Source organism: Photobacterium lutimaris (assembly GCF_003025555.1).
GTDB classification, from domain to species: Bacteria; Pseudomonadota; Gammaproteobacteria; order Enterobacterales; family Vibrionaceae; genus Photobacterium; species Photobacterium lutimaris.
This window is the reverse complement of record NZ_PYMH01000001.1, coordinates 146,469-169,659: the sequence shown is the minus strand read 5'-3', so window position 1 is coordinate 169,659 and position 23,191 is coordinate 146,469. Positions and strand designations below refer to the sequence as shown.

Below are 23,191 nucleotides of genomic sequence, written 5' to 3'. Positions count from 1 at the left end.
TTAAGCCACCAGCAAATAAGCGAGGCTGGCAGAAGCAACCCCAGCAGATAGCCAACGGCTTGACGTCAATGCCGCTAGCCTGTGTCCCAGCAGCAGCAAGGCTGATGCTGATATCGCCATCGCGACAGCAAACATCGACACATTTCCTGAAGCCTCGATACCATGGGCATAGCCATGACAAAAGATAAGGGCAACACACAGTGCCACCGCCATTCGGGTTACCATTTGGCTACCAGAAAACACCTGCCAAAGCGCCGCACTGACAACCAACAGCGAAGCGGCAATCGCCCCTTCAATACCGGTTATGGCTCCCCAATTCAGTCCAGCAGCCATTCCGGCCACCATAGCGACTAGTGCTGCGGCCAATAAGCTTAATTGGGTCGAGGTTTTCTTGACCGCCAAGAATGCCAATGCGCCAAATGCGAGCAACATGATGAGGTGATCAATACCGGTAACAGGGTGTACTAGCCCGCTAAAAAAAGAGGAATGGTCATGTCCAGAGTGCGCTTGTACAGAAGCGGGTAATATCAGGCTAAGCGTTGCCAACGATGAGATAATACGGGTTGTTTTCATTGTCATGTCCTTTTGCAAAAAACGTTAACTCTCTTGTTAGTGATGGTGATGACCACCAGAACGACCACCATAAGCACCACCTTCCGGTTCAATGGGGGCCTTTTCAACCGTGACCTGGGCACCCAGCCCTACGACCATGTCATCCAAGACATGATCATGTTGGTAACGCACCCAGCCGGCTTCAACCTGAAGAGGAACATGACGGTTCCCCAAGTGGTAGGCAACACGAGTCAGCAAATGGCGATCATCACAATATACTGTCGACACCTGCTCGGTGGCGGCCTTGATCTCAACCACCACCTCACCACAGCGACTCTTCAACTGTTCGCCGCCGCGAAGTATGTGGCCCCTTGGCAGAAACAGGCCTGCATCGCGGCCATCATCCAATACCACCTTCAACCGACTCTTGATCCGGCTATCAATTGGTAAACTCAAATACGCATCGGGCTGCGATGTTGCCTCTGCACTCACTTCAACCAACTCAATCATTCACAATTCCTTTGTTATTATTTGCTTTAAAATAGAAAGTATCGCTGAGCCATCGGAAGTACTTCCGCAGGTTCACACACTAAAAGCTCGCCGTCGGCACGCACCTGATAGGTCTGAGAATCTACCTCTATACGAGGCTGCCAATCGTTAAGCTTCATATCTGACTTGCTAATAGTCCGGCAGTTTTTGACAATACCAATCTGGCTGCCAAGCTGGAGTTGCTCGGCCACGCCAGCGTCACTCGCTGCCGACGAGATAAACAGCATCGAAGTATTCATCGCCGCTTTGCCATAACTGCCAAACATCGCGCGATAATGAACAGGCTGTGGGGTCGGAATAGAAGCGTTTGGGTCCCCCATCGGGGCCATGGCTATCATGCCGCCTTTGACGATAACGCTTGGCTTTACCCCAAAGAAGGCTGGCTTCCACAACACCAAATCCGCTAACTTTCCTACTTCAATCGAGCCAATTTCATGTGCCATGCCGTGAGTGATTGCCGGATTGATGGTGTATTTGGCGATATAGCGCTTCAGGCGAAAGTTATCGCTGTAACTAGTGTCTTGCGCCAAGCTGCCACGTTGAACCTTCATTTTATGGGCTGTCTGCCAGGTTCGGGTGATCACCTCACCCACCCGCCCCATCGCCTGAGAGTCCGAGGCAATCATCGAAAAAGCCCCCAGATCGTGCAGGATATCTTCGGCAGCAATGGTTTCGCGTCGAATACGGGATTCAGCAAAAGCGACATCTTCTGCAATAGCGGGAGACAGATGATGGCATACCATCAACATATCCAAATGCTCATCAACGGTATTGACCGTGTAAGGACGAGTCGGATTGGTCGATGACGGTAAGACATTCGATTCACCAGCAGCACGGATAATGTCAGGGGCATGCCCGCCACCCGCACCTTCGGTATGATAGGTATGGATCACCCGATCACCAATTGCCGCCAACGTCGATTCAACAAAACCGGACTCGTTCAGGGTATCGGTATGGATGGCGACCTGAACATCCATCTCGTCGGCAACCGACAAACAGGTATCAATTGACGCCGGTGTCGTCCCCCAGTCTTCGTGAAGCTTTAGCCCTACCGCGCCAGCCGCCACCTGCTCGCGCAACGCTTCTGGTTGGCTGGCATTGCCTTTACCCAGCAAGCCGAAATTCATCGGAAAGCCATCGAGCGCTTGAAGCATTTGTGCCATGTTCCATGGCCCAGGCGTACAGGTGGTCGCATTAGTACCCGTTGCAGGCCCCGTGCCACCACCAATCATGGTCGTCACCCCGGACGCCAATGCTTCTTCAATTTGCTGCGGACAAATAAAATGAATATGGGAATCAATTCCCCCTGCGGTTAGGATTGCACCTTCGCCCGCTAAGATTTCGGTTCCCGGACCAATGATGATATCGACACCCGGCTGAATATCTGGGTTCCCGGCTTTTCCGATGCCACTAATCCGCCCATTCTTCACCGCCACATCGGCCTTAACGATGCCCCAATAATCGAGCACGATGGCATTGGTGATCACCAGATCCGGTGTTTCGGCACTTGGGCGCTGGCTCTGGCCCATACCATCACGTATCACCTTGCCACCGCCAAATTTCACCTCATCCCCATAGACAGTGAAATCTTTTTCAACCTCAAGCCACAACTCGGTATCGGCAAGACGCACACGATCACCCACTGTTGGGCCAAACATTTCGGCATAAGCCTGACGTGAAATGTTTGCCATAACTATTCCTTGTTTATTTATTAGAGAAGGCGATGAGGGCGCTAGATCTTGCCCATCACTTTGCCTTGGAATCCGTAAACTTCACGCTTACCGGAGAAATCAACCAGCTCGACAGTCCGGGACTGACCCGGCTCGAAACGGGTAGCAGTCCCTGCCGGTATATTGAGGCGAAACCCCTTGCAGGCTTGCCGATCAAATTTGAGGGCATCATTGACTTCGAAAAAGTGATAATGCGAGCCTATCTGAATTGGCCGATCCCCTACGTTTTCAACTTTAACGGTAAGGGTTGTCCTGCCAGCATTGAGCTCGATCTCCCCGCTTTCGGTCTCGATTTGACCGGGCACAAACGCGGAGGTATTGAATGCACCACTCCCTGCCATTTTTTCTCCTTATTTATCTGCGAGATACTATGCCGCTATACCATCAAACAACTACACAATCGGCTCATGCACAGTCACTAATTTGGTGCCATCGGGAAAGGTAGCTTCTACCTGGACATCGGGGATCATCGACGCTACCCCTTCCATCACATCCGTCACAGAGAGCAACGTCCGGCCATAATCCATAAGCTCTGCGACACTCTTTCCGTCTCTCGCGCCTTCAAGAATGGCGCTGCTGATAAAGGCGATGGATTCGGGATAGTTGAGTTTGATCCCTCTCTCCTTGCGTTGCTTGGCGAGCATCCCCGCACAAAAAATGAGCAGCTTATCCTTCTCTCTTGGTGTCAATTCCATGTCACTCTCCCTCCACTATCGCTAAGTAACGAAGCTGCTGTATAAACTAAGAGATAGGCAACTAAGTGGCCCAAATGCGTGGGGGATAGGGGGTAACACCTGTCACCTGGTTTCGCGCTTGCTGCCATACCTGGGTAAAGCAATGCAGAATATCTTCGCTCCAATGCCCCAACGCTCTGACCACAATGAGCCCCTCGACCCGCGTTACGGCCACAATGAGCTTTTTGCCACCTGGCCCACTCTGTAAATCCATTTCGCGCTGTATATCTAGTAGCAAGGCCTGTACCAATTGATAGAAATCTTGCCCCATTTCGGACAAGTACAGGGTCCCCATCATGGGGAATCCCTGCATTCCTATATTAATCAGCACCTTATCACCACCAGACATGTTCAAACCTTCAGTCAGCACCCGGCGCCCATCAACATAAACCTCTGTTTTTCCAATCAATTTGCCGCTATCAAAGCACTCTTTTAGTGCAGGGCGACCAAAACAGTGCAGCTCCCAGCCCACAAACTGAGCACCTTTCTCGAGGTGGATAACGGTATTGAGTTGAGCATGGGCATCAGGGAAAAAGATATTCTCCTGAGGCAGCCATTCCAGCCGGCCTCCTCCAGCAACTGACAGGTGTTGGGTTTGCTTAGCGAAACGGCGCTCAGAACGATAAAACTTTGTGGCTCCGGGGGTTGTCACCAACACCTTGGCACCCGCGCCAACATCGACGCGGACATCAAGTGTATCGCCACCCGCGACACCACCAGGTGGATGAAGCAGGTAACTGTGGCAAACCTCCCCTTCGGGGTAGAGCGCTTGCTGTACCGTTAACGGGCCTTTTTGCTCTCGGTGCTTAAGTACGGTTTTATCGCCCCTATCTCGGTAGGACAGGCTCAATTTAGCCTGCCAGCCATGATGGGTATGCTGGGCGATTTGACTTGCGGTCGGGTTGGTCGCAACAGGCGATAAATACTCTGTCATACGGTGAGGTACTCCTTAACCAAGGCATCATCGAGCTCGGCCATCTCCCCACTGGCAACATGGCGTCCTCGGTCGAGAATGCAAAATTGATCACCCACCCGGCGAGCAAAAGGTAACTTCTGCTCAACCAGCAACACAGTAAGTCCCATTTTTTCGTTAAGCATCCTGATAATATCGCCAATTTCTTGCACGATATTGGGTTGGATCCCTTCTGTTGGCTCATCCAAAATCAATAGCTTAGGGTTCACCACCAACGCCCGGCCTATCGCCAATTGCTGTTGTTGACCACCCGATAAATCGCCACCACGGCGGTGACGCATTTCCTTTAGAACCGGAAACAGATCAAAAATGAAGTCAGGAACTTTACGATCGCCCCGAGCACGGATAGGCAAACCTATCTCTAGGTTCTCCTGTACCGTCAACATCGGAAAAATCTGACGCCCTTGCGGCACATACCCGATTCCCCACCGTGGCCGGGATTCTGCCGATTCCGCGAGAATTGAGCGCCCATTAAACGTGATATCGCCACTTTTTGGCCCAACCAACCCCATGATGCACTGCAATAACGTCGTTTTACCCACACCATTACGGCCCATCAACACCGTGCATTTACCCTCGGGGATCTGCATATCCAAATCCCACAATGTATGGCTTTCACCGTAATATTGGTTGAGTGACTTGATCTCTAACATGCTATTCCCCTAGATAAACCCGTTTCACTTCAGGATGGTTTTGTACTTGGTCCATGGTGCCTTCAGCTAATACATGGCCTTGGTGAAGAACTGTCACATCACTGGCAATCGAACGAACAAAGTCCATATCATGCTCAACGACAACCACGGAATGTTTACCTGCCAACGAATTCAATAACTCCGAGGTCTTATCCATCTCTTGGTGGGTCATCCCCGCTACTGGCTCATCGACCAACAACAGCTTGGGGTTCTGCATTAGCAGCATGCCAATTTCCAACCATTGCTTTTGGCCATGGGACAAATTACCGGCCAATAAGGCGGCGTGATCTGCCAAGTTAATTAACACCAAAACAGACTCAATCTTGTCCTTCTGCTCTGCTGTTAGCTTGGCCCTAAATGTCGCCCAAACCGTCCGAACCCCCGACATCGCGAGTTCTAGGTTCTGCCAAACAGTCAGGCATTCAATCACGGTTGGCTTTTGGAACTTCCTGCCGACGCCGGCATTGGCAATCTGTGATTCATTCATAGCCAACAAATTGATGTTTGATCCGAGCCACACCTGACCGGAATCCGGTGTCGTCTTGCCGGTGATAATGTCCATCATGGTGGTCTTTCCGGCGCCATTTGGCCCGATAATGCAGCGTAGTTCGCCCTCACGGATATACAGGTTGAGATCGTTAATGGCTTTAAAGCCATCAAAGCTCTTATTGACGCCCTCGACATAGAGCAAAATGTTATGTCTGGTATCTATCAAGGGGTGCTCATCGGGAACAAGAAATGAAAATGTTTCTTCCCGTTTGGTCATCTCTTGAGCAAATGTGCCTAGCTTCTTTGCCGTCTCTAATACTGTCATGACACCACCTCATTAACGCCGCACTCTTGTTGAGGTTTTCCTGATTGCGAGGAGCCCCCTGACTGCTGAGAAGACTTTCCCTTTTTCCCCTGACTCACGCGAGCCGTTATATCGGATATAAACCCAATCACCCCTTTCGGGAAATACATGGTGGAAAGCACAAATAAGCCCCCCAGAGCAAACAGCCACACTTCTGGGAATTCGACCGTGAACCAGCTTTTGGCGTAATTAATGATTAAGGCCCCGATGATGGCACCAAACAATGTCGCCCGACCGCCGAGAGCAACCCACACCACAACCTCAATCGAATTAAGCGGTGCGAATTCTCCGGGATTGATAATGCCAACTTGCGGTACATACAGCGCACCGGCAATCCCCGCGATGACGGCCGACAGTACAAAGATCCAAAGCTTGATGCCATCAACGTCGTAACCCATGAAACGTGTTCGCGACTCAGTATCACGGATAGCCAAGGCAGCTCGTCCCAACCGACTGCTGACAATGATTCGGCACACCACGTAACTCACAGCCAGCGCCAAACCGGTGCAGACAAACAGCGCGACTTTGGTTGTATCTTGCTGCAAACTGTAACCAAGAATATCTTTGAAGTCGGTTAAACCGTTGTTCCCGCCAAAGCCCATTTCATTGCGGAAGAACGCCAGTAACAGGGCATAAGTCAGGGCCTGGGTCATGATCGACAGGTATACGCCTGACACCCGAGAACGGAAAGCCAAATAGCCAAAAACGTAAGCCAGAGCACCGGGAACCAGCACCACCATCAGGCAAGCGAGCCAGAACTGATCAAACCCTTGCCAGAACCACGGCAACTCCTGCCAATTCAAAAACACCATAAAATCGGGCAGCACGGGGTTACCATACACGCCCCGATCGCCAATCTGGCGCATCAAATACATCCCCATGGCGTAACCTCCTAGGGCAAAAAATGCCCCGTGGCCCAAACTCAGGATCCCGAGATAGCCCCATACCAAATCTACCGCGAGGGCGAGCATGGCATAGCTGAGGTATTTCCCCATCAGAGAAATAGTGAAGGTTTCGATATGTAGCGGGTGACCGACGGGCAGCAACAGGTTAGCCATCGGGACCAAAATGACGGCAGAGATCAGTAATGCGAGGACGATCTTACCGCCCCGATCTTGTCCCAAGGCCGAAAGAATAATTGATTTAGACTGCATCAAGCGCTCCTTAGCTTTCAGCCGCACGGCCACGTTGCGGGAATAATCCACGAGGGCGTTTCTGGATAAACAGGATGATAAAGACCAGCATCAAGATCTTCGCCAGTACTGCACCCGCCCAAGGTTCCAGTAACTTGTTGAACAGCCCAAGCCCTAGACCAGCAACCAAGGTGCCCCACAGGTTTCCGACCCCACCAAACACCACCACCATAAATGAATCGATGATGTAGGCTTGACCCATATTTGGCCCAACATTCGTCAGCTGTGACAACGCAACGCCTGCGACACCCGCCACACCGGAGCCCAGCCCGAACGTCAGGGCATCAACCCGCTCGGAACGGATCCCCATCGCCCTAGCCATTGCCCTATTTTGGGAAACCGCCCGCACCTGCAGCCCCAGCGGCGTGCGCTTCAAGATCATAACCATCGAAATGAACACCAAGGCGCAAAACAAAATGATATATAAGCGGTTATAGGTCAGTGACAGCATTGGGTTCAGCTCCCACGCCCCCGCCATCCAATCGGGCGTGCTGACAGAACGGTTAAGCGGAGAGAAAATCGATCGTACCGCTTGCTGGAGGATCAAACTGATCCCGAACGTAGCCAATAACGTTTCAAGTGGCCGACCATAGAGGTGCCTGATCACACTCCGTTCAATCGCAATGCCCACCAAGCCGGAAATGATGAAAGCCATCGGGATAGACAGCAGCAAGGCGGTACCGCTTTGCTGAGGAAGAAGTTGCTGCATCACATAGGTCGTGTATGCACCAATCATGATGAGCTCGCCATGGGCCATATTAATGACCCCCATCACCCCAAAGGTAATGGCCAAGCCTATTCCGGCCAACACCAGTACCGACCCTAAGCTGAGGCCGAAAAAGACGGTCTCGACACCGGAGTAAAGCCGCTGGCTTTGGTGGTATTTATCCAAGCCTCTTTCGACCGCTGCCGAAAGATCAGGATCCAGTGATTGTGGCTGTAATTTATTGAGGGTTTGCAGCACGATCGCTTGTTTGTAATCAGACAAAGTGTTGACAGCCGCAGTCCGCACTGGCGTTGGCGCGCTGCTATCTAGCGCCGTACTGACCGACAGCGCTAATTGCAGCCTCTGCTGTACCTTGGTATCCGGCTCAACATTCAACTGCGCAGCAAACCTTTTAATGATCTCACCATCAGTTTGGCCAAGCAATCCATCGACGGCCTGTAAACGAATTACCGCATCAGGCGAGTTCAGCCCGAGAGAGGCCAACTGTACCCGAATAAGACTGCGCAATTTATTATTCACCCGAACTTTGGCAAAGTCGCGCGAGCGCGAAACAACCAATTGCTTCGATTCCCAAATACTCTCAGCCTGCTTCCCGTTTCTAGCGGCGATAATAAAGAGCTGCTGGTAATCCTCACTCTTCTTGTTCTTGTAATAAAACAGGTTGCCTTCCAACCACGCCCGAAGAATAGGCTTTGCCGTTGCGGCAGGCTGGTTATCGACTAGCCACTCAATGGCGATTTCCTTATCGTTGTTATTTTTCCCAATTAATACCTGATCAAATTCATTTGTCGAACTGACCGAAGCAAACGCCATGGGAGTACACAACAAGAGAACAATGAGCGCTTTAACGAACGTCATTAAAGGTGTCATTTCTTGTGTCCTTACTGACAATTAACCACTTCCAACGCGGGTAAATAAAATACCCACCGAAAATAGCGCTTCAGCCTAAATCTGAAGCGCCATCAATAAAGAGCAAAAGCCCTTAATACAATGCGTTAATTAGCACCGGAACACTTCTTGGTTTCAGTATTGAAGGCCCCGCAAGAGAAAGGTTTTGACCAGCTGGAATACAGTTTTGAAGACTCAGGTAGATATTTAGACCACGCATCTCCCGCCACTAACCCCGTGGTTTCCCACACCACATCGAACTGGCCATCATCTTGAATTTCGCCGATCAGCACAGGCTTAGTGATATGGTGATTTGGCAGCATGGTCGAGTAACCACCCGAGAGGTTCGGTACCGCAATCCCGATAAGGGCATCTTGCACCGCTTCTGAATCGGTGGTGCCGGCGTTGTTCACCGCCTGAACCCACATGTTGAAGCCGATATAATGGGCTTCCATTGGATCGTTCGTCACACGCTTTTCACTTTTAATAAACGACTGCCAACCATCAATGAACTCTTCATTCTGATCGGTCTCGACACTCATGAAGTAGTTCCAAGCCGCCAAGTGGCCAACGAGCGGAGAGGTATCCATACCTGAGAGTTCTTCTTCACCCACCGAGAACGCGACAACAGGAATATCTTCAGAGGAGACACCCTGGGCACCTAGCTCTTTATAAAAGGGAACGTTCGCATCACCGTTAATGGTTGAGACCACGGCGGTTTTCTTGCCTGCTGATCCAAACTTCTTGATATCAGACACAATCGACTGCCAGTCTGAATGGCCAAACGGGGTGTAGCTGATCATGATGTCTTCATCGGCGACCCCCTGAGCTTTTAGGTAAGACTCAAGGATTTTGTTGGTGGTACGTGGGTATACATAATCGGTTCCCGCCAATACCCAGCGTTCAACGTCCAGCTCATTCATCAAGTATTCAACGGCAGGAATCGCTTGCTGATTAGGTGCCGCGCCAGTGTAGAAGACGTTTTTCGATGACTCTTCACCTTCGTACTGCACCGGATAGAATAAAATACTGTTGAGCTCTTCAAATACCGGCAGCATTGATTTTCGCGAAACCGACGTCCAACCACCAAATACCACATCCACTTTTTCTTTTTCGATTAGCTCACGGGCTTTTTCAGCAAATAGCGGCCAGTTAGAAGCTGGATCAACAACAACGGCTTCCAGTTTCTTTCCTAACAAGCCTCCTTTCTTATTCTGCTCATCAACCAGCATCAATACCGTATCTTTCAGCGTGGTTTCGCTGATCGCCATAGTGCCTGACAGTGAGTGGAGAACCCCTACCTTGATCGTCTCTTCAGCTGATGCAACAGCTGAGAGTAACGATACACTCAGGCCAAGTGCAGCAAGATTCAGTTTGGACTTCGTGGTCATACTTAACATCTCCGTTGTAATAAACATTCATCCATACCCAATCAAAATCAATGCCAGTACAGACAAAACGGAGAGAAATATCTTAAACCATTAATTATTAATGAATTTTATTACACTCTCGATTTAGAAAATCAGGAAAACAATAATTCCCTGAGCGCATATTGGTGCAAAAAAAACATACTTGCCCCATAACAGTGATGAGCGGTTATAATCTGAATCAAATCGGGGCAGGTAAGTTAAATAAACCAACTTTTCGAGGAATATAGGCAAAAACAACCAACCGGTAAGCCAATCCCCTTTATATATAAGTTTATTGGCATTCTAGTGGCTATTTAATTTCGGAAAATAATCAGCACTGGCAAACAAAGTGATGACTGGCAATCACAAAGTCTTCTTTTAGATAAAATTTATGCGCGCCATAGCGGTGAACACCGGAATCAAGGTGGATCTGATCTATCTGGTTGATATGGGCATAGTCTTTAAACCACTCCATCAAATACTTACCCGCTCCAGTTGAGCGCTGCGCTTCATCGGTCACTAGGTCATCAATATACAAGTACTTACCCCAGCCCAATTTATGACCTTTCACGAACCCAGCGACACACAAAATAGTATCCCCTTCACAGACATAAACAAGCTGGTAACCGGCTTTTCGCTGCTGATGCATTAAATCGCTCAGCTTCTCCAATGTGTATTTGGGCCGAAGCTGCTGTATGATAGGTGCAATTTCAATGATTTCTTCGTTCGTCGTTGCCAGAATAACTTCCATGCTTCCCCCCATTAAACTAAAACAGTGATAACACCAATTAATTCGGGAATATATTACTCACCGATTATGACAACCTGCCGTCAGAACGAAGGGGAATCACGATATTGCTTAATTTAAATGTATATCTTGCGTATAACCCTTATCTGTCATCATCGATCGGATATTGTTCTGAAGTTCCAGATTAATTTCATCCAACCACTGGTAACGCTTGGTATACAAACGACGTTTGGTTTTCTTCAAGCTAGAGGGATCTTTACGAGGTGGCAGCAATGGCAGCTGATAAAAGTAAGCACTCTCTTTTGTCGCACCATACTCTTGCCACAAATCGTCATAATCAAAAGTCACTGCATTTCGTTTTGAACCAACATAACGCAGCGCCTGATAAACATGACCTTTGTTCGATACTCCACGTACTTCTTCCATACCTAGAGCATTAGCGACAATCAGCACCAACTCCGTCATTAATGCCTTGGTGCGCAAGCCATGTAGCGAACGCGTCAAGGTTTTGATGATCTGGTTGCGATCTTCAATATTCTCTTTAGGCCCCTGCAATGCACCAATATACAACGTCTTTTTCTCACCAGTTGCAATGTGGCAAGTCAGCGAATAGATATTACGGTTATTGCTATCAACCAAGTACAGCCCTAGCGCCCCTTCACGACTCATTCCTTGACAGAGTTGTACCTTATAAGCATCGCCTTGGTTATCGGTGAATTGAAAGATAGTGACACCGTGTTGCGACAGAACAGATTGCGTGTGCGAACCGAAGGTATTTTTTAGAAAAAGATAATGCTCACGCAGACGTGCAATTTTCTCTTTACGTGACCAGTTCACACAAAGATACGGTTTAAGAGGCTTTTCAAATATTTTTGGGTTCTGCTGTAGAACTGGTTTCAGTTCAGGGTGTGCAAAAACTTCCGACATCGCCTTCACCGCATCGCCATTCACCATACCCCAGAGACAAAAGCGCACAGTTTTCTTTATCTTCCTGAGCCCTTTGCTATTGGGATACACCGTATTGGCTAATTGAGGAAGACGGCGAAAGTAGTCGAATTGATTGATAAAGGGACGCACAGAATAACCACACAGCTAAATGAATACAAAATTCCAAACAGCGTACAATTACCTTGGTGAAATTTCTGTCGAAATGTGCACATACAATGTACGGAATTGTATAGCCAGCAAAGGCAATAGAAGCCTTAAGCGATTACGGCGTCTTCCCAGTCTGTTAGTAATTTCATGATCTGCCTTGAATCTTCCGGTCCTGCTGCAGGTCGGGTTAACTCAGCATCACCATTTTCCAATGCATTTAATACCGCCCTAACCTGGTACAAGAAACCGTCACCGTCAGCTGTGACTTCAACCACTTCTGACTGTTGTTCGTATTGAGTAATAGTCAGTTGATTTTGTGTTGCAGGTAACCAAGGGTTCGTTGTTACCTGCAAACTACCAGTAGAACCCAACACGGTAAACTCTGCATGCAGGCCATAATCTTCAGCGGTATGAAGCTGCGCCATAACGCCATTGCCGAACCGGAAGTTCGCTTGCGTCTCACAGATATTCCCGTCCAGGCCTCGACGTCCCATTGCAGAAAGGGTGTAATTTTCAGCAGATTCATTGCCACCACACTGCTGAATAATAAGATGTAGCAATGACACCGGGTAACAGCCGAGGTTGTATAATGCCCCTTTGCTGTCAGGATTCACAAACTGAGAAATTGCCGCTGTATATTGACCTTGGATCGAACGCAACTCGCCAATCTTACCCGCCTTGATCACCTCAAGTATCTTAGCTGTAAACGGGTGATTCAGATACATCAGCCCTTCTGCAAAAAAGATCCCATGCTGGTCAACCGCTGCTAGCGCCGCTTCAGTTTTTTCCATATCGACCGACAAGGATTTCTCGCACAGAATCGCCTTACCCGCTTTAGCAGCTTTGATCACATATTCATGATGAAGATGATTAGGAAGGGCAATATAAATAATATCGACCTTGGGATCGGCAATCAGCGCATCATAGTTATCATGTTGTACTGGAATGTCATACTGAGCCGCCAGTAACTCACGCGGCTCGGGGCTACGTCCAGCTACAGCATAAATACGACTCTGACCATCTTGGCGAATTGCCTCAGCCATCACACCAGAGATAAAGCTGGTTCCTAGGATGCCCCACTGCTTTATTTCATTCTTTGCCTGGCTCATTGACCTGCTCCCGTTTCCATCAAATGGGTTTCAAATGCCTGCTCTAACTGGGTATAACCTAATGCAATAAACGCTTGGGTATGCTTAGCGTTAAAGTGTGCATCAAAGGCTGCTTGATCATCATACCGCTCCCAGAAAATAAACCGACGCGGGTCATTATTGTCCTGCATTGCAACCGCCAGAGAGCAACCATGCTCGCTGTTCATTCCCTGACAAAACTGCGCTATCGCCACTTTTGCCTCATCAACTGATACATCATCCTTCACACGTAGCTCAGCTGTGATAAATAGCCCTTGCTCAAACATCATCTTAACTCGTAACAACACAATATATTGCTAATGTAATTGACATCTAAAGATTGATAAATAACGATCTATTCCGCTATTTATCAACTTATAGTTTGTAATATGGATAAACTGAAAAGCATGCAGGTGTTTGTCGATGTCGTAGAACGAGGAAGCTTGGCGAAAGCAGCAGCTCACTTCAACGTTACGTCAACCATGATAGGCAAGCACATCAAAGCGTTAGAGAAGAGCCTCGGTGCCGTACTTCTCAACCGCACCACGCGTCGGCAGTCACTCACTGAAGCTGGCGAGATCTATTTTCGTGAGTGCCAACGGATCCTTGATGACATCAAGGAGGCAGAAGAGAACCTGCAAACGTTAACCAATATTCCGATGGGTACAATCAGGGTTAACGCCCCAGTGACTTATGGCAACACAGTTGTCGCTCCTATGATTGCTCAATTTCTCCAGCAACACCCGCATATCAATGTAGAACTTATCCTCGACAACAACCGTATCGACCCTCTCCACGACCATTTTGATTTGGTTTTCCGTATCGGTGAGTTGGAAGATTCCAGCCTTATTGCCAGGCATGTCGGCAATTACCAATTGCTGTTTTGTGCCTCACCGTTTTACTTTGAACGCTTCGGTACTCCCCTACATATCAAGGAGCTAAGTAACCATCATTGCTTAGGGTTTGACTACGGAGATATTCAGCCCCAGCAACGTGAGCAAGAATCGCACTATTTCAGCCGTCAACAATCAAGGCTAAGCAGCAACAGCGGTGATGTCCTCAAAACCGCAGCCCTCCACCGTGCAGGTATTATTTTGCAACCGGCCTTACTGCTAGAAAACGAGATTGAACAAGGTTCACTCCAAGAATGCCTTGCGGAATACCGCCCTGAATCGAAACCTATCCACCTGCTGTATAAAAGAAAATCACAGCCATTGAAAGTCAGGACTTTCATTGACTTCTTTTTCGAGAAACATTTCTCAACGTGATGACATACATTGATCCTTTTAACGTCTTGATAAATCGACTCACTCCAACCCTTCACCAATTGTCATTTTTTTGACACCTATCAAGCAAAAGCAATGCTCATGGAGTATAAATGCACTAAGAGGCATATTAACTATATGACGTAAAAGGTGGTTTCAATGGTTAAGGCCGTATCGACAGTTGTCTGCACAGGATTGGTTTTTCTCATGCTTATCATGAAAATTGATGAGTCATTTTTCTATTCCAAAGCTGAATTTGCAATCGAGTACTTGATCTTACTTTCCATTGTTTCCATCTCGGTGTGTGCCTATCCTGTTTTCAAAAAAGAAAAAAAAGCACTTGTCGGCATGATATTTATCGGTACAGAAAATATCTATCACATGATCGAACAATTTACCCCATTGAAAAAAACCATCGATGTACTCCCTTCTCCTATAGCTATCTTTCTTGATGACGGATGTATTTTGATTGGTATTGGCTTCCTAGCCCTCGCAATAAAACACATCATCACTAAATATGAGTGTGGCCAGAGTATTGATGAACTGACAGGTGTGTTTAATAGAAAGGCGCTTGGAAGCATTTCACTCAAAAATTTTGATCTGATTTTTTTTGATCTCGATAACTTCAAACAACTCAATGATGAGCATGGACATAAATTTGGTGACAGTGTGCTTCTGTTATTTAGCCAAGGGTTAAAAAAACATACCTTGCCAAAGGAAATGATCATCCGCTTCGGGGGCGATGAGTTTATCGCTATTCTCCGGCCATATCGTGCCAATACATTCCTTGAAAACATTGACGCTACCTTATCTGTACTCAACATTTCATACAGCTACGGTATTGCACCAAATAGCGACAGACGGAATTTACGCGAAGCGATAAATCACTCCGACGAAGAGCTATATCGAATGAAACATCTTAAACACTCTCCAACACAGTCTCCTTGATGAGTATGTAATGACAGAAAAACATCAATCCGTCAAAATACCACCAGTATAAATAGTAAGTTCACCTTCTTGACTCAAGTAGCTAAATTATATTTATATCAATTTCAAACCATCCTTGGCTTAAGCTCACAAATTTAGCAAATGAATTATTTTAAAGGATAATAGCTTGTCCGATTTTATATACAAGATGTATTTATTTGCTACCATTTATTTATCAAATAAAACACACCTCAAGGAGAATAACTAAAAGGAATTAATGTAAATCAGTTACTTGCTAACACTTAAAAAAATAAATTAAACAACATCTCTAATTAACTATATTCGGAGTCAACACGATGTTTTTCAAAAACCTTTGTTTTTTGAAAAAAGCTATCGTAGTACTGCTCTTTCAAATTATTGCATCTAATGCATACGCCGTTGATTTGATTGATAATGGTAGCGTTCAAAAAGCCATTAATTACACCTATTTTCCATACTCTGTCGAAGTTACCGTATTAAAAAATAATACCGCTACAGAAACCTTTGAATGCCAAATTTCAAAGCGCAGCCACAATCGCAAAGCACAATGGCCTTATCACATTGGTCAATGCATCAATGACAACAGTACAATGGTGCTTGTTGGTCAATTACAAACAGACGGCACAGTACTCCCTAGCAAATCACAAACTGAGAATAACCTCTGGGCAGAATCCGCTGACTATAGCCTTCGTTTTGAACGACTAGACATCCCGCAAGTATTAGATTTTCACAATGCCTCTCGCTTGCTTGAGCGCGGTACGTTTGGTCCAACACAAACCGATATCAGTACAACCGTTGGCCTCACTGCCGAGCAATGGGTTGAAGCACAAATCGCTACAGCACCCTCTTATCATTTAGATGAGTATCTACGGATCCAGGCGATCAGGGCAGATCACAACGGTAGCAGCCAGGAGCACCGAAACTATCGCAGTAATGCTTGGTGGGGTATTGCTCTTAACAGTGAAGATCAACTTCGCCAACGCGTCGCTTTCGCTTTGAGCCAAATGGTCGTGGTATCGCAAAACGATGCGGGGCTATCCGGTGATGATCAAGCTAAAGGCTTAGCAATCTACTACGATATTTTGGTTGAACACGCCTTCGGCAATTACAAAGACTTGATCCGTGATGTCACCTACTCGCCAGCCATGGGACGCTATCTCACTATGGCCGGAAACTTGCCGCCGGATCCTGAAAATAACCAGTATCCTGATGAAAACTATGCTCGCGAATTACTGCAATTATTTGCTCTGGGCGAATGGAAGGTAAGCTATAAAGGCGTAATCAAGAAAGACAAAGAAACCAGTCAGCCTATTCCCGCCTATACCGAAGCCGATGTCCAAGAATTGGCGAGGCTATTCACCGGTTGGGATGAAGATAACGGCTTGCTCAGCCCTATGGTGGTTACAGCCAGTAACCATGACACGGATCCTAAACGTATTCTGGGCCGCAACTTCCCCGGAAATGAGACCGCAGATGAAGAGCTAGAAAGGTTGCTCGATATCCTCGTCTCTAAACGTGAAACAGCAGTGTTTGTCAGTACTCACCTTATTAAGCAACTCGTTACTTCTAACCCTGACAAATATTATGTTGAGCGTGTCGCACGCACTTTTAACAACACACAAGGTGATCTTGCCGCTGTTGTCAAAGCCATACTGACTGACCCTCAGCCGTACGAGTCGAATCCTATCACCGTTTCGAAAGCACGAGAGCCGATTGTAACCATGACAGCCCTATACCGTGCGTTTAACAGCCAAATGGGAGACAACTACCCACACCACAGGGACACGACATTGGGCTACGGCTTTGATGCACAATACTCACCTGAAGGACACCGCTTCTCTCAGGGCGCACTGGCAGCACCATCGGTCTTCAATTTCTTTCCGGCCGGTTACACTCCAAGCGGCCCGCTGGAAGATAATGGATTGATAGGCCCTGAGTTTGCTCTTTACACATCTGCAGAAATACCCCATATGTCCAACCTGATTTTCCGTAAGCTGAAAGACGACACCACGCTGACCGGAGATATAGCAGGGTTGGCTGATGACAAATTGATTCTCGATTATTCCGCCTTTACCGGGATTTGGACGACGGATGACAAGGAGAGCTTCCTCAATTTGCTGGCAGATATCCTGTTTGATGGCTCGCTCAGCCCACAACTTGAGCTGCGCTTAAGCGATGTCTATGACGCTATGCCCAAAACCAACCATGACAATATGTACAAAGTGTTCTGGATTGCTGCCATGTCACCCGAATTCCAGATTCAGGAGTAATGATGATGAAATTATCGCGACGTCGATTTTTACAACACAGCGCCCTGATGACAGGGGCGACAACAATGCCACTTGCATTTTCACTTTCAAACAAAGCCTATGCCGCTGAAGATTACAAGGCCTTGGTTTGTGTCTTCTTACGAGGAGGCAATGACTCGTTCAACATGATGATGGCAGGTGATGATGACCTCTATGGCAAATATGCGGCTCGCCGCCCCAATATAGCCATTGATAAAGCCAGTTTGTTGATGACAGGAAAAACGGACAGTAATGGTGTCCCCATTGGCCTTCATCCCAATATGCCGGGGATACAATCCTTGTTTCAAGATGGTTTAGCCGCAGGACTTATTAACATAGGTACCCTTGTCGGCCCTACCGGATCAGGAGCACCTAACCCTACCGGCTTGTTCAACCACTCCAAACAACAGTATGCCTGGGAGAGCACTTGGCACTCCAATGCTTATGCCGCGTATGGTTGGGGAGGATTGTTAATGGACTTGCTCGCCCAAGGGGGGGCAATTCCTGAGCTGGTATCACTAGGTGGTAATAGCTGGTTAAGCGGAATGAATGTCAGCGACCTTCGTACCAATACCCAAGGTTCAGTATCAGCCGTTAACGCATTCAGCGCGTCAGGGACACTTGAGACTGAATACAATGAGATGGTTGATGAAGTCTATCTCTCACCCTTCCACCAGCAATACTTGAAGCAGCACGGAGACTTCTTGGCACCTTACAATAATTTCCGCTCACTCATTGATTCAACGGAGCTGGACCCTATCATCAACCGTAACAGCTCTATCGGTTCGCAATTATCTGCCGTGAAGCGGATCATAGATGCCTCTGTGGCTTCTGGCAGTGTAGGAAGACAAGTCTTTATCGTCAATCAAGGTGGCTACGATACTCACAAAAATCAAGTTCCACGCCATCAATCACTTTACGGCCAACTTGATACGGCACTGACAGAATTCACGCAGGCACAGGGTTCTCTGCAATCCAATGTCACTAGCTTTACCATGTCGGACTTCGGCCGCACCATGCACAATAATGCCAATGATGGTACCGATCACGGCTGGGGCAGTAACCAGCTGGTCATTGGTGGTAGCGTGTTAAGCGGTTGCTATGGCGCCTACCCCGATTTCAGTGTCGGCAGCGCCGATGACAATGGTAAAGGAAGACTAATACCTACACTTGCCCATGAGCAAATGGCTGCAACCCTCGCCAGCTGGTTTGGGGTCAGTGATGCGGGTGTGCAAACTGTCTTCCCTACCACCTCCGCCAACTTCGGCACCATGAACTTAGGCTTTATGGGCTAATTCATTATTCAATGACGTAGCTAGGAGTTATAGCAGAAAGCAAAAGCCGCGATGCAACTACTGTTGCACCGCGGCTATTTTCATGGATTAACCAAACTCTGTCTTTTCTTGATATCTCGCTGATATACCGCGCTGGCGATCAGTACCGTCAGAGGCACCGTCATGATCAATCCGATGCTACCGGCCAGACCATGGATCATAGCCAGCGACAGCGCCGGAATATTCATAAACTGCATTAACGGCATTTGGAAGCCCCATACCATCATTATCGTGGTGAGTGCGCTACCCGCAAAGGCCAATACCAACGTATTGGTCATGGTACCGAGAATATCGCGGCCGATACGGATCGTTGCCCACAGGCGATCTTTTTCCGGTTGCTCCGGCGATATTTCGCGAAGCTCATGGTATGACGATGCCATCGAAATCGCCACATCCATTACTGCTCCCAGTGCCGAGATCATGATAGCAACAAACAGAAGCCAACGTACTTGCACTTGAGCTTCACCGCCGAGATAAAGAATATCTTCGCCTTTCTCAAGATATAGGCCATTGAGTTGAGCCATCTCCCCGAAAAACTGTGCCATCAAGCCTGCCATAACGACACCGGCAAGGGTGCCGAGCATCGAAACCAGAGACTTTTTATTCCACCCTGCGACCAACAGGAAATTGACCACGATCTTCACCGCCATCAAGCCAATCGTAACGAGGATCGGGTTCCAGCCAGCAAACAGCGCGGGAACTAACACGCCAATTAACAGTGCACCCGTAAAGTACAAGGAGATCACCGAATTCACCCCTTGCAGACCTGCAAACAACACTGTTAACAACACAATGATGCCAACCATCCAATACACCGCGGAAGAACGATCATGGTTATACGGCCAATAGATAGTGCGGCTGCCTTGTTCACGGATCAGCAGAATGAAATTATCACCTGCGGAAACATACACATTATGCAGTCGGCTAAGTTGGTTCTCGACTTCGACTTGTTTGCCTTTGTCTTCCCCTTCCCGTAATTCCACCAATAAGCGTTGACGTCCTGTCTTAACTGAAGGCACTAAAGGATCTGACTGAGTACTCTCAGCTAAAACGTCGATCACACTCGCACGGACAAACTCTTGGTTACTGTATGCTTTCGGTCTAAATGACTCACTCACTGCAGGCGAATACCACAAAATGGCCGTCGAAATAAGAAAGACCACAAAAGGAAATAATAATCGTTTTAACATCTTAATCTTCCAAAACAAGAAGGCGCCGGAGCGCCTTCTTTATTCTATTTTGATAATTTCAATTACTCAGACTTAGGCTGGTTACTGTAAGTACAGCCTTCGTACGGGTTACTTGCATTCGGGTTAACAAACCAAGAGCTTTCGTTACCAGAATTTACAGAAACATTGATAGCATCACGAGCACCAGGACCAGAACGCATCACACAGATTTCTTTGTTCTTCAAGCGATTCCATAACGCTTCGCCTTCGCCGCCGTCTTCACGCGCCTGCAAGATTACACCTTTTTCACCGTCAGCAACCACGCCGTTCGCATCAGACTGGCCGTACTGCTTGATGTACCAGTTGGTATTTTCAAACTCGCTGCGATCTAGTTCGCCTTTCTTGGCAACATAATCGGTCAGCATGTCACGGATAGCGTAGATTGCCTCTGCAGATGAGTCCCAAAGCACATCTTCTTCAGTCACCCAACCAACATCCTTCATTGGCGAACCAAAGCGATAATCGTTGATTGCCAGCACGTAAGTCGCCGTCGGATCGAGTTCCACACCACGGATCTTAACATTCTGAATACGGTTGCCGACTTCTTCGGCTAGATCGACAACATAGTCAATGTGGCCATCAAAGATGTCGTAGTTGAACGACGGAACTGTTTCATCGAACGAAACCGTGATATCACCGTCTTGGTACTGATTGAAGTAGCTGTAAGACCACTCCATGTACTTTTTCAGGTTTTCACCGGTAATATTGACCGCAACTAGCTGATTATCATACATGTACAGGTTGGCACTGTCTTTCTTACGGTAAGTCTCACCATCAAACAGGTTCGAGCCGTCAGAGAACAAGGCCGCGGCAGAAACGTCCACTTCAATACCGGCTTTCTCTTCCACATTCATGATCTGGATTTGGTTAATCAGATCCGTCAGTGGCATGTCAGACACTTTAGCACTGTGGATTGTCGAGTACAGGCGAAGACCTTCGCTGTTTAGTACTTGATCTTCCAATACCGCTTCGTCAGCTTTACCGTTCGTTGTATTGGTGAAGTTACCCACTACTTTACCGATTTCGATATTGGCATCAGCAACTGATTCATCATGGATATGCTGCATTTCGTTCTGAAGTGCGGCATCTTCTTCAATATCCGCCACGGTACGGTTAGAAAGCGTAGTATCGAAGATCTTCCAGTTACCCTCTTGGTCTTTTACGAGATCGATTTCAGCTTTCGCCAATGCCCAACCCCAGTTGCCCGGTTCGATAACCTTCACTTTTGAGTCACGGTTACGCCAGTTGTAAGTACCAGATTTCGCCTTGTCTTCAACTTGGTTAGCTTTGTCACCCGAAACCGAGATATCGTCCATCCCGTTTTCAAAAGGTGCGCCCAAGTCGATTTGCTCGATGAAGCGAGCATGTTCGTGACCCATGAAGATCACATCGAACTTGTCAGCCATCTTAGAAGCAATTTCGTTCACACCACGGGCATGCGATTCGCTACGGCCATGGTGAAGTGCACCGATAACCACATCTGGCTGGTACTGGGTGATCACCTGATCAACGGTGTTTTCCAGTGATTCAAACTCTTCTTTGAAATCCAGGTTACGGAAGTTTTCTGGGTTAGAAGCGTTCCATACTTTTACATATGAAGGCGTCAGGCCAATAACCGCCACTTTCGCGCCATTGTAGTCAAAGATCTGGTAACCACGTAGGAAAGGTACTTCTTGGCCATTGGTTTTACAGTCGGCAGAATTCTTGTCCCAGATGATGTTGGAAGAAATCACTGAGCCGTTGAAACCTTCAAGGCTACGCTCAAGGAAAGCGCGCTCAAAATCGAATTCGTGGTTACCCGGTACCCATACGTCGTAATCCATGAAGTTCATGGTTTCAACCACAGGGTGAACCGGTAGGTCGTTGAACAGCTCGGCTGAGTTACCCTGAACGGTATCACCCAAGTCAATCATCAAGAAATTGTCGTTGGCAGCACGCTCTTCGTTCAGCAACGTGGCAATCTTGGTAAAGCCTGCATTCACATCCACACCATCCAATGCGTAGTCATACGCAAAGATACGGCCATGCATGTCACCTGTAGCACCGATAGTAATCGTTTGGAAGTTAAGGTTTTCATTATCACCCTTAACGATCACTGGTTGCGTTGGCTCATAGGTTTTACATTCAGCAATTGATGGACGTGATGGTTGTGTTTTGTCATCACTGCTACTGCTGTTACATCCGGCTAGGGCGGTAACAATCGCTGCACTCAGCGTTGCAACCTTAATAGTATTCTTAGTCATAGTTAGGCAATCAAAAAATAAAAAAGGAAAAGGGAAAATGGAAACGTGGTCAAATATACGCCCTGACAATAGAATAAAAACTCGAAAACCAACGATAAGGTTTCTAAATGTAAATTCAGTAAATTTGATAAATGAATCGTTAATTGTAAACCTTTGCATGCTAAGCAAACGTTAACCGCCAACAATCACACAACACAAAAGCGTTCAAAAAACACACAAGCAAACGATTGCCAATGTGATATTAATCCCAAAAAATACCGGCAGAGCAAATAACAAAAACAGAGGAAACGTGATAAAAATCACAGACAAAGGTCTCTCAGCCAATATTCCATTACCCACAAGTTAACAGCGTGACGATTTACAAAATGAAAGATTGCGATCAAACCTCAACCAAAAGGGCACATTTATAGGCACTTGCTTTCATTCTCTTATCCCTGCAAGTGGGATTGAGAGGCAGTTTGTAAATCAGTGTAAGGGGTTACATTAAATGAAAAGTAGAAACAGCAGTGGGACTTTAAAATGATATGCACAGACAAAATAGGCTGAAGATATACCTATATAAAAACACGGCAGATACGAGTATCTGCCGTGTTTAT

Annotated in this window: 21 protein-coding genes; 4 read left to right on the top strand and 17 right to left on the bottom strand. The window is 47.4% G+C overall.

From position 1 onward, the window contains the following. The 15 genes from C9I99_RS00540 to C9I99_RS00470 all read right to left on the bottom strand — a co-directional run bounded on the left by C9I99_RS00540 (position 1) and on the right by C9I99_RS00470 (position 13,560). Positions 1-573 (bottom strand): HupE/UreJ family protein, encoded by a 573-nt coding sequence (locus C9I99_RS00540; protein WP_107346898.1) that lies wholly within the window; start codon positions 571-573, stop codon positions 1-3. Positions 574-609: 36 nt separating this feature from the next. Beyond that, entirely contained in the window at positions 610-1,062 is a 453-nt protein-coding gene (gene ureE / locus C9I99_RS00535) for an urease accessory protein UreE (protein ID WP_107346897.1), read from the bottom strand. 26 nt (positions 1,063-1,088) lie between these two features. Beyond that, positions 1,089-2,792, bottom strand: a complete 1,704-nt coding sequence (gene ureC, locus C9I99_RS00530) for an urease subunit alpha (RefSeq protein WP_107346896.1) — start codon at positions 2,790-2,792, stop codon at positions 1,089-1,091. Positions 2,793-2,833: 41 nt separating this feature from the next. After that, positions 2,834-3,172: an urease subunit beta gene (locus C9I99_RS00525; protein ID WP_107346895.1), complete on the bottom strand. Its 339-nt coding sequence runs from the start codon at positions 3,170-3,172 to the stop codon at positions 2,834-2,836. A 51-nt stretch (positions 3,173-3,223) separates the two neighbouring features. Continuing rightward, positions 3,224-3,526 carry an urease subunit gamma gene (gene ureA, locus C9I99_RS00520; RefSeq protein WP_107346894.1) on the bottom strand — a complete coding sequence of 101 codons (303 nt, stop codon included), beginning with the start codon at positions 3,524-3,526 and terminating at the stop codon, positions 3,224-3,226. A 61-nt stretch (positions 3,527-3,587) separates the two neighbouring features. After that, a complete protein-coding gene (locus tag C9I99_RS00515; RefSeq protein WP_107346893.1) occupies positions 3,588-4,499 on the bottom strand; it encodes an urease accessory protein UreD in 912 nt (303 codons plus the stop codon). After that, on the bottom strand, positions 4,496-5,191 hold the full coding sequence (urtE, locus tag C9I99_RS00510; protein WP_107346892.1) for an urea ABC transporter ATP-binding subunit UrtE: 696 nt from the start codon (positions 5,189-5,191) through the stop codon (positions 4,496-4,498). Before urtE ends, C9I99_RS00515 begins: the two co-directional genes overlap by 4 nt. Before the next feature lies 1 nt (position 5,192). Further along, positions 5,193-6,044: an urea ABC transporter ATP-binding protein UrtD gene (gene urtD / locus C9I99_RS00505; protein WP_107346891.1), complete on the bottom strand. Its 852-nt coding sequence runs from the start codon at positions 6,042-6,044 to the stop codon at positions 5,193-5,195. Continuing rightward, positions 6,041-7,237, bottom strand: coding sequence for an urea ABC transporter permease subunit UrtC (urtC, locus tag C9I99_RS00500; RefSeq protein ID WP_107346890.1), 1,197 nt, complete (start codon positions 7,235-7,237; stop codon positions 6,041-6,043). Before urtC ends, urtD begins: the two co-directional genes overlap by 4 nt. Positions 7,238-7,247: 10 nt before the next feature. Continuing rightward, a complete protein-coding gene (urtB, locus tag C9I99_RS00495) occupies positions 7,248-8,873 on the bottom strand; it encodes an urea ABC transporter permease subunit UrtB (protein WP_107346889.1) in 1,626 nt (541 codons plus the stop codon). Between the two features lie 125 nt (positions 8,874-8,998). Beyond that, complete coding sequence (gene urtA / locus C9I99_RS00490) at positions 8,999-10,282, bottom strand: urea ABC transporter substrate-binding protein (RefSeq protein ID WP_107346888.1); 1,284 nt, start codon at positions 10,280-10,282, stop codon at positions 8,999-9,001. Between the two features lie 349 nt (positions 10,283-10,631). Then, a complete protein-coding gene (locus tag C9I99_RS00485) occupies positions 10,632-11,051 on the bottom strand; it encodes a GNAT family N-acetyltransferase (RefSeq protein ID WP_107346887.1) in 420 nt (139 codons plus the stop codon). A gap of 108 nt (positions 11,052-11,159) precedes the next feature. Next, positions 11,160-12,065 (bottom strand): VirK/YbjX family protein, encoded by a 906-nt coding sequence (locus C9I99_RS00480; RefSeq protein ID WP_275937907.1) that lies wholly within the window; start codon positions 12,063-12,065, stop codon positions 11,160-11,162. Between the two features lie 185 nt (positions 12,066-12,250). Next, entirely contained in the window at positions 12,251-13,252 is a 1,002-nt protein-coding gene (locus C9I99_RS00475) for a Gfo/Idh/MocA family protein (protein WP_107346885.1), read from the bottom strand. Then, entirely contained in the window at positions 13,249-13,560 is a 312-nt protein-coding gene (locus C9I99_RS00470; RefSeq protein WP_338069651.1) for a putative quinol monooxygenase, read from the bottom strand. Before C9I99_RS00470 ends, C9I99_RS00475 begins: the two co-directional genes overlap by 4 nt. Before the next feature lie 99 nt (positions 13,561-13,659). Between C9I99_RS00470 and C9I99_RS00465 the strand changes: the two genes are divergently transcribed. The 4 genes from C9I99_RS00465 (at position 13,660) to C9I99_RS00450 (ending at position 19,084) form a co-directional block, all read left to right on the top strand. Next, positions 13,660-14,538: a LysR substrate-binding domain-containing protein gene (locus C9I99_RS00465; RefSeq protein WP_107346884.1), complete on the top strand. Its 879-nt coding sequence runs from the start codon at positions 13,660-13,662 to the stop codon at positions 14,536-14,538. A gap of 156 nt (positions 14,539-14,694) precedes the next feature. Next, positions 14,695-15,483, top strand: a complete 789-nt coding sequence (locus tag C9I99_RS00460) for a GGDEF domain-containing protein (RefSeq protein WP_107346883.1) — start codon at positions 14,695-14,697, stop codon at positions 15,481-15,483. 335 nt (positions 15,484-15,818) lie between these two features. Continuing rightward, positions 15,819-17,771 carry a DUF1800 family protein gene (locus C9I99_RS00455; protein ID WP_107346882.1) on the top strand — a complete coding sequence of 651 codons (1,953 nt, stop codon included), beginning with the start codon at positions 15,819-15,821 and terminating at the stop codon, positions 17,769-17,771. Further along, positions 17,771-19,084 carry a DUF1501 domain-containing protein gene (locus C9I99_RS00450; protein ID WP_107346881.1) on the top strand — a complete coding sequence of 438 codons (1,314 nt, stop codon included), beginning with the start codon at positions 17,771-17,773 and terminating at the stop codon, positions 19,082-19,084. The genes C9I99_RS00455 and C9I99_RS00450 overlap by 1 nt, the downstream gene beginning before the upstream one ends. An 80-nt stretch (positions 19,085-19,164) precedes the next feature. Here C9I99_RS00450 and C9I99_RS00445 read toward each other — a convergent pair whose 3' ends face one another. Then, positions 19,165-20,313 (bottom strand): YibE/F family protein, encoded by a 1,149-nt coding sequence (locus tag C9I99_RS00445; RefSeq protein ID WP_107346880.1) that lies wholly within the window; start codon positions 20,311-20,313, stop codon positions 19,165-19,167. A gap of 62 nt (positions 20,314-20,375) precedes the next feature. Then, positions 20,376-22,595: a bifunctional metallophosphatase/5'-nucleotidase gene (locus C9I99_RS00440; protein WP_107346879.1), complete on the bottom strand. Its 2,220-nt coding sequence runs from the start codon at positions 22,593-22,595 to the stop codon at positions 20,376-20,378. Positions 22,596-23,191: the final 596 nt, after the last annotated feature.